We start from the raw sequence: 7,429 nt of genomic DNA on the forward strand, positions 1-7,429 counted from the left end.
CTTAAACCTGAACCGGCAGCCCGATGGTCACGCCGGTGCGGCGGATCTGTTCGCGCAGATTGCCGGGTGCGATCGTGCCGTCATCGTCGACCTGGACCGGCGCGATATAGGCACCGACGGCGCCGAGATCGTCGGCGACGGATTCGGCAAGCAGGGCCTTGGCATCGTCCGAGTTGCGCACGATCGCGGCATCCGTCAGGTCCGCCGACCAGTTCCTGGCGGCGGTGCGATAGATCACCGCGCCATCCCAGGTGCGGTTGGCGGTCACGACTGAGGGGCCGGCAATTCTGATTTTCTTCTGTTCAAGCGGAGAGGTCATGCGGCTGCTTCCAATAGATCCGAGATGATTTGTGTGGGGTTTTGGCGCGTGGTGCCGGCATGCCGGATCACGTCGCCGATGATGAGAATGGCGGGACCACCTTCGATCCGCGCGACGAGCTCGGGCAGCTCGCCGAGCGTGCCGATCGCCGCTTGCGCATCGGGCCGCGTGACCCGCGCGAAAACGCCAACCGGCGTTTCCGCAGAGCGGCCAGCAGCCAACAGGCCCGCGCGCACCGACGGCGCGGCGGTCATGCCCATGTAGACGACCACGGTTGCCTTGGTGTCCGTCAGGGTCGACCAGTCGACGGTCTCGGCGTCCTGCGCCTTGTGCGCGGTCAGGAAGGTGATGCGCAGCGCTTCCTGGCGGAAAGTCAGCGGCACTTCGAAATCCGCCGCACCGCCGATGGCTGCGGTGATGCCCGGTACGATCGAATAGGAAATGCCGGCCGCACGCAGTGCTTCGACCTCTTCGCCGCCGCGGCCGAAGACGAGGGGATCGCCGCCCTTCAGCCGCACGACGCGCTGGCCGGCTTGCGCGGCCTCGATCATGAGTTCGTTGATGGCATCCTGGCCGATGCCGGGCTTGCCGACACGGCGGCCGACGGCAATACGCGCCGTATCGCGGCGGATGCGGTCCAGAATTTCCGGCGAGACCAGTTCGTCATAGAGGACGAGGTCGGCGTCCTGGAGCGCGCGCAACGCCTTGATGGTCAGGAGATCGGGATCGCCGGGGCCGGCGCCGACCAGCGCGACGGAGCCTTCCGGCTTGCCGGCGCGGGCAAAGGCGGACGGGTCGGAAATCCTGTCGAGCGCGGCTTCGGCCTCGGCCTTGCGTCCGGCGAGCACCAGCGCGCCGATCGGGCCGTCGATCACGCGTTCCCAGAACCTGCGGCGCAGCGGGAATTCAGGAAGACGCGCATGAATGGATTTGCGGAAACCGCCGATGAATTCGGCAAGCTCGCCGATCCGCGCCGGCAGCAGCGCCTCGATCTTCTCGCGCACGCGACGCGCCACGACGGGCGAGGAGCCGCCGGTGCCGACGGCGACCACGACCTCGCCGCGATCGACGATCGCCGGGAAGATGAAGCTGGAATGTTCGAGGTCGTCCATCACATTGACGGGCAGGCCGAGCGATTTTGCGCGCGCCGACATTGCAACGCCGATGTCGCCGGCGCCCGCGCAGACGATGGCGATGATGCCGGCGAGATCGGCCGTCAAAGGATCGCTGTCGGCGAAGACAACGCGCGCCGCAACGTCATCGGCTAGGCCGGTGAGATCGCGATTGCCGTCGATCGCATGCACGCGCAGGCGTGCACCGGCGGCGGCGAGCACGCGCAACTTGGCGCGCAAAAGCTCGCCCGAGCCGATGAGAACCACCGGACCGGCCTTGAGATCGAGGAACACCGGCAAGAACCGCATGCGATACTCGCTTCCCCCACAAACGGGGTTGACTGGAATTATTTTCTATATATGTCTCGTTTCGAGCGCGCAAAGAGAAAATTTTTTCTTCTCTTTTGCAGCGCAGCTATAGAATTTTCGCCTCCCAGGGCAAAGGGCCAGAGATGCATCTTCTCAAGGACGATTCCGCCGCTGACGGATTGCGCAGACCTGCGCTCGCAGAGCAGGTTAACGCACGAGAATTTTCTGCTCATTTGGCGGCATCACCACCGAGCATGGACCATCTCGATCAGCTCGAAGCGCAGAGCATCTACATCTTCCGCGAGGCGTTCGCCCGGCTGAAGAAGATCGCGCTCTTGTGGTCGCTCGGCAAAGACTCCAACGTGATGATCTGGCTGGCACGCAAGGCGTTCTTCGGGCGCATGCCGTTCCCGGCGCTGCATGTCGACACCGGCAAGAAATTTCCGGAGATGTATCGCTTCCGCGATCACTACGGCAAAGAGTGGGAGCTCGATCTGCGCGTCGAGCCCTGCCCGCCGATCGACGCCGTCGATCCCACGCTGCCGCCGGCCGCCCGCTCGGCCGCGCGCAAGACCGAGGGCCTGAAAATGGCGCTCGCCAAATACGGCTTTGACGGCCTGATCGCCGGCATCCGTCGCGACGAAGAGGCGACCCGCGCCAAGGAGCGCGTGTTCTCGCCGCGCGGCCTGGAGGGCAATTGGGACGTGCGCGACCAGCCGCCGGAATTCTGGGATCACTTCAACGCCTCGCCGCCGCAAGGCGCTCACTTACGCATCCATCCGATCCTGCATTGGACCGAGGCCGACATCTGGGCCTACACCAAACGCGAGAACATCCCGATCATTCCGCTGTATCTCGCCAAGGACGGCAAGCGCTATCGCTCGCTGGGTGATCAGGACATCACCAATCCGGTCGCTTCGACAGCGTCCAGCATCGACGAGATCCTGGTCGAGTTGGAGCAGACCAAGGTGCCGGAGCGCGCGGGCCGCGCGCTTGACCACGAGACCGAAGATGCCTTCGAGCGGCTTCGCGTCGCTGGCTATCTCTGATTTGAGGACGCGAGCGTCGTATGAACATGATCGTCACCTCCGCTTCGCCGGCCACCCCGAACGGCACCACCCGGCCGCAAGTCCGCATCGTCATCGTCGGCCATGTCGACCACGGCAAGTCGACCCTGGTCGGCCGCCTGCTGCATGAGACCGGCAGCCTGCCCGAAGGCAAGCTCGAAATGCTCAAGGCCGTCAGCGCGCGGCGCGGCATGCCGTTCGAATGGTCGTTCCTGCTCGACGCGCTGCAGACCGAGCGCGACCAGGGCATCACCATCGACACCACGCAAATCCGCTTCCGCACCAATTCGCGCGACATCGTGCTGATCGACGCGCCCGGCCACGCCGAATTTTTGCGCAACATGATCACCGGCGCCTCGCAGGCCGACGGCGCGGTGCTGATCATCGACGCGCTCGAAGGCGTGCGCGACCAGACCCGCCGGCACGGCTATCTCCTGCACCTGCTCGGCGTGAAACAGGTCGCCATCGTCGTCAACAAGATGGACCGCGTCGATTTCAGCGCCGATCGATTCAAGGAGATCAGCGACGAGATTTCGGCGCATCTCAAGGGCCTCGGCGTCACGCCGACGGCGGTGATTCCGATCTCGGCGCGCGACGGCGACGGCGTCGCCGTCCGCACCGATCGCATCGGCTGGTACAAGGGCCCGACCGTGGTCGAGGCGCTGGACCGGCTCGAGCCGGCGCGGCCGCTGGAAGCTCTCGCCCTGCGCCTGCCCGTGCAGGCGATCTACAAGTTCGACGACCGCCGCATCGTGGCGGGCCGCATCGAATCCGGCAGCTTAGCTGCCGGCGAGGAGATCGTGATCATGCCGGCCGGCAAGATCGCCAAGATCAAGTCGGTCGAAAGCTGGCCGGCGACCCCGGTCGCGGGCCGTCAGGGTGCGGGCCGCTCGGTCGGCATCACGCTCGACCGCGAGCTGTTCATCGAGCGCGGCGACATCATCGCGCATGCGGGAACGAGCCCGCGCGAAACGCGGCGCCTGCGCGCGCGCATTTTCTGGCTGCACGACAAGCCGCTCAACAAGGGCGACCAGCTCCTGGTGCGTTGCGGGCCGAAGGAAAGCCGCGCCACCGTCGTTGCAATCGAGAAGGCGGTCGATCCCGGCGAACTCGAAAGCAGCGAGAACAAGGCGATCGGGCGCAACCATGTCGGCGAGATCGATATCTCGCTCTCCAATCCGATCGCGACCGATCCCTATACGGAGAATCCGCGCACCGGCCGTCTCGTGATCGAGGTGTCCGGGCGCATCGCCGGCGGCGGTCTCGTGCTGTCGGTCGACGCCGGTCAGCGCGCCGTTCCCGTCGACATCGTGCCGGTCGAATCCGCACTGCGTCCGGACGAGCGCTCCGCACGCTACCGTCACAACGGCGCGGTGGTCTGGCTCACCGGCCTGCCGGCCTCCGGCAAATCGACGCTGGCGAAGGCACTGGAGCGGCGGCTGTTCACGAATGGCGGCTCGCCGATCCTGCTCGACGGCGACACGCTGCGCGCCGGGCTCAACGGCGATCTCGGCTTCTCCGCGCAAGACCGCAGCGAGAACATACGCCGGCTCGCCGAAGTCGCCACGCACCTGGCGCGCAACGGCCACATCGCGATCGTCGCGGCCGTCTCGCCCGCGCGCGAGGATCGCGCCACCGCGCGCCGCATCGCCGACACGGCCTTCCGCGAAATTTTCGTCGCGACGCCCGCGGAAGTCTGCGAGAGCCGCGACCCCAAGGGTCACTACGCCAAAGCACGCGCCGGCACGCTCGCCTCCTTTACCGGCATCGGCAACGACTACCAGAAGCCGGAAGCCGCCGAACTGACCATTGACACGTCGACGCGTTCGATCGCTGAGGCGGCCGACGAGATCGAGCAGATGCTGAAGATCACCGGCGTGCTGTTCGACGAACTGGCCGATCTCGCCGCGAATATTTGAGGCGCGCACTTCCGCTGGTGTGCACACCGCCACCACGAAAACAGTGCGTTCCCTCCCCCCTTGCGGGGGAGGGCTAGGGAGAGGGGTCCACTCGGGGACTCTCTCCGCCGGCGCGAGCTGGTTTTGCCGTCAATTCCGACACACGTTTTTCCGGGGCTACCCCTCCCCCCTACCCCCGCAAGGGGGGAGGGAGCGCAGTTGTGCGCGTGGCGGGAAGCCGGGCCTGAGCCTGTAAAACGAGCGGCCTCCCCCACATCATCTTGACATTTTGACAAGCCCTTAGGGGTCTTCTCAGACCCCGGCTTTTGGGGCTAATAGGGCCTCCGAAAGCCGCCCTTTATGGGCGCATTATGCCGCCGTCGGGTCAAAGGCAGCCAAAAACAGCCAATTTCCAACAAGAAAGCCCATCATGAAACGCGTCGACGCCCACGGACTGAAGATCGCCCCTGTTCTGTTCGATTTCATCGCCAAGGAAGCCGCCCCGAAGACGGGAGTAGCCCCTGACGCGTTCTGGGCCGGGCTTGCCGCGATCATCCGCGATTTGGGTCCGAAGAACCGCGAATTGCTCGCCTTCCGCGACACGCTCCAGGCTAAGATCGATGACTGGCATCGCGCCAGCAAGGGCAAGCCGTTCGACATCGAGGCCTATACCGCGTTCCTGAAGCAAATTGGCTACCTCGTCCCCGAGCCCGCGACGCAGAAGGTCGAGACCGCCAACGTCGATGATGAAATCGGCAAGATCTGCGGCCCGCAGCTCGTGGTGCCGCTGACCAACGCCCGTTACGCGCTGAACGCCGCGAACGCGCGCTGGGGCTCGCTCTATGACGCCTTCTACGGCACCGACGCGATCCCGCATGATGCAAGCGACACGGCAAAGGGTTACAGCAAGGCGCGCGGCGACAAGGTGATCGCCAAGGCAAAAGCCTTCCTCGATGCGGCTGCGCCGCTCGCGACCGGAAGCCACACCGACGTCACCGCCTACAGCGTGGTCGCGGGCCAGCTCGCGGTGAAGCTGAAGAGCGGCAATGCCACGGCGCTGAAGAACGCCGCACAGTTCGCCGGCTACCAGGGCGATGCCGCGGCGCCGAGCGCGGTGCTGCTCGTCAACAACGGCCTGCATGTCGAAGTGAAGATCGACCGCAGCAACACGATCGGCAAGGACGATCCGGCCGGCGTTGCCGACGTCAACATGGAAGCCGCCGTCTCCACCATCCTCGACATGGAAGACAGCGTCGCCGCCGTCGACGCCGAGGACAAGGTGCTGGTCTATCGCAACACGCTCGGCCTGATGAACGGCACCCTGTCGGCCGATTTCGAGAAGGGCGGCAAGACGCTGACCCGCGCGCTCAATGCCGACCGCGTCTATAAGACGCCTGATGGCGGCGAGTTGAAGCTGCACGGCCGCAGCCTGCTCTTGATGCGCAATGTCGGCCATCACATGTTCACCGATGCCGTGCTCGACGACAAGGGCGAGGAGATTCCGGAAGGCCTGCTCGACGCCGCCGTCTCCGGCCTGCTCGCGATCCACGACCTTAAGGGCAACTCCAAGACCAAGAACAGCCGCACCGGCTCGGCCTATATCGTCAAGCCGAAGATGCACGGCCCGGACGAAGTGTCGTTCACCTGCGAGATCTTCGACCGCGTCGAGAAGATGCTGTCGCTGCCGGAGAACACGCTGAAGGTCGGCATCATGGACGAGGAACGGCGCACCACCGTCAACCTCAAGGCCTGCATCCAGCGCGCCTCCAGGCGCATCATGTTCATCAACACCGGCTTCCTCGACCGCACCGGCGACGAGATCCACACCTCGATGGAAGCGGGTCCGATGATCCGCAAAAACGAGATGAAGGCGCAAGCCTGGATCAAGGCCTATGAGGACTGGAACGTCGACATGGGCCTGATCGACGGCCTGCCCGGCCATGCCCAGATCGGCAAAGGCATGTGGGCGGCCCCCGACAAGATGGCGGACATGCTGCAACAGAAGCTCGCCCATCCGCAGGCCGGCGCCACCACCGCCTGGGTGCCGTCGCCGACCGCCGCCACGCTGCACGCGCTGCACTACCACCAGGTCAACGTGATCGCGCGGCAGCAGGAGCTCACCAAGGGCGGACCGCGCGCAAAGCTCTCCGACATCCTCACCATTCCGGTGTCGAAGTCGAACTGGGCGCCCGACGACGTCAAGCAGGAGATCGACAACAACTGCCAGGGCATTTTGGGTTACGTCGTGCGGTGGATCGACCAGGGCGTCGGCTGTTCCAAGGTGCCCGACATCCACGATGTCGGCCTGATGGAAGACCGCGCGACCTTACGCATCTCCAGCCAGCATCTGGCGAACTGGCTGCACCAGGGCGTCATCACGGAAGCGCAGGTGATGGAGTCGCTCAAGCGCATGGCCGTCGTCGTCGACAAGCAGAACGCGGGCGATGCCCTCTATAAGCCGATGGCGCCGGCCTTCGACGGCACAGCCTTCAAGGCGGCCTGCGACCTCGTCTTCAAGGGGCGTGCGCAGCCGAACGGCTACACCGAGTACATCCTCACCGCCCGCCGCCGCGAGGCGAAGGCGGCCGGCTGATCGCGGCAGGCATTCGACACGAAAAGCCCCGGCTCACGCCGGGGCTTTTTTGTGTGTGCCGAGTATGAACGACAGCTTGGAGGTGGAAGTCCTCTATCCAGCCTGATGACGGCGAAGGATTAGCGAAGCGC

The 7,429-nt window shown here is 65.3% G+C and carries 5 protein-coding genes; 3 read left to right on the top strand and 2 right to left on the bottom strand.

Annotated features, from left to right (window positions below; all coding sequences use genetic code 11):
* Position 1: 1 nt before the first annotated feature.
* Both JQ632_RS29835 and cysG read right to left on the bottom strand, forming a co-directional pair.
* Positions 2–319: a DUF2849 domain-containing protein gene (locus JQ632_RS29835; RefSeq protein ID WP_212406224.1), complete on the bottom strand. Its 318-nt coding sequence runs from the start codon at positions 317–319 to the stop codon at positions 2–4.
* Entirely contained in the window at positions 316–1,740 is a 1,425-nt protein-coding gene (cysG, locus tag JQ632_RS29840; protein WP_212406225.1) for a siroheme synthase CysG, read from the bottom strand. The genes JQ632_RS29835 and cysG overlap by 4 nt, the downstream gene beginning before the upstream one ends.
* A gap of 254 nt (positions 1,741–1,994) precedes the next feature.
* On the opposite strand from cysG, the gene cysD reads away from it, so the two are divergent.
* From cysD to JQ632_RS29855, 3 genes are all read left to right on the top strand, one after another.
* Positions 1,995–2,789 carry a sulfate adenylyltransferase subunit CysD gene (gene cysD / locus JQ632_RS29845; protein WP_212406226.1) on the top strand — a complete coding sequence of 265 codons (795 nt, stop codon included), beginning with the start codon at positions 1,995–1,997 and terminating at the stop codon, positions 2,787–2,789.
* A gap of 20 nt (positions 2,790–2,809) precedes the next feature.
* A complete protein-coding gene (cysC, locus tag JQ632_RS29850; protein WP_212406227.1) occupies positions 2,810–4,726 on the top strand; it encodes an adenylyl-sulfate kinase in 1,917 nt (638 codons plus the stop codon).
* Positions 4,727–5,135: 409 nt separating this feature from the next.
* Positions 5,136–7,298, top strand: a complete 2,163-nt coding sequence (locus JQ632_RS29855; RefSeq protein ID WP_212406228.1) for a malate synthase G — start codon at positions 5,136–5,138, stop codon at positions 7,296–7,298.
* The last annotated feature ends 131 nt before the right edge of the window (positions 7,299–7,429 follow it).

The organism is Bradyrhizobium liaoningense, assembly GCF_018130955.1.
GTDB classification, from domain to species: Bacteria; Pseudomonadota; Alphaproteobacteria; order Rhizobiales; family Xanthobacteraceae; genus Bradyrhizobium; species Bradyrhizobium liaoningense_C.

What these genes read in the sequence shown, in the direction of transcription:
- cysC (WP_212406227.1), top strand. Translation starts at nt 2,810, where the DNA reads ATGAACATGATCGTCACCTCCGCTTCGCCGGCCACCCCGAACGGCACC.
- JQ632_RS29855 (WP_212406228.1), top strand. Translation starts at nt 5,136, where the DNA reads ATGAAACGCGTCGACGCCCACGGACTGAAGATCGCCCCTGTTCTGTTC.
- JQ632_RS29835 (WP_212406224.1), bottom strand. Translation starts at nt 319, where the DNA reads ATGACCTCTCCGCTTGAACAGAAGAAAATCAGAATTGCCGGCCCCTCA.
- cysG (WP_212406225.1), bottom strand. Translation starts at nt 1,740, where the DNA reads ATGCGGTTCTTGCCGGTGTTCCTCGATCTCAAGGCCGGTCCGGTGGTT.
- cysD (WP_212406226.1), top strand. Translation starts at nt 1,995, where the DNA reads ATGGACCATCTCGATCAGCTCGAAGCGCAGAGCATCTACATCTTCCGC.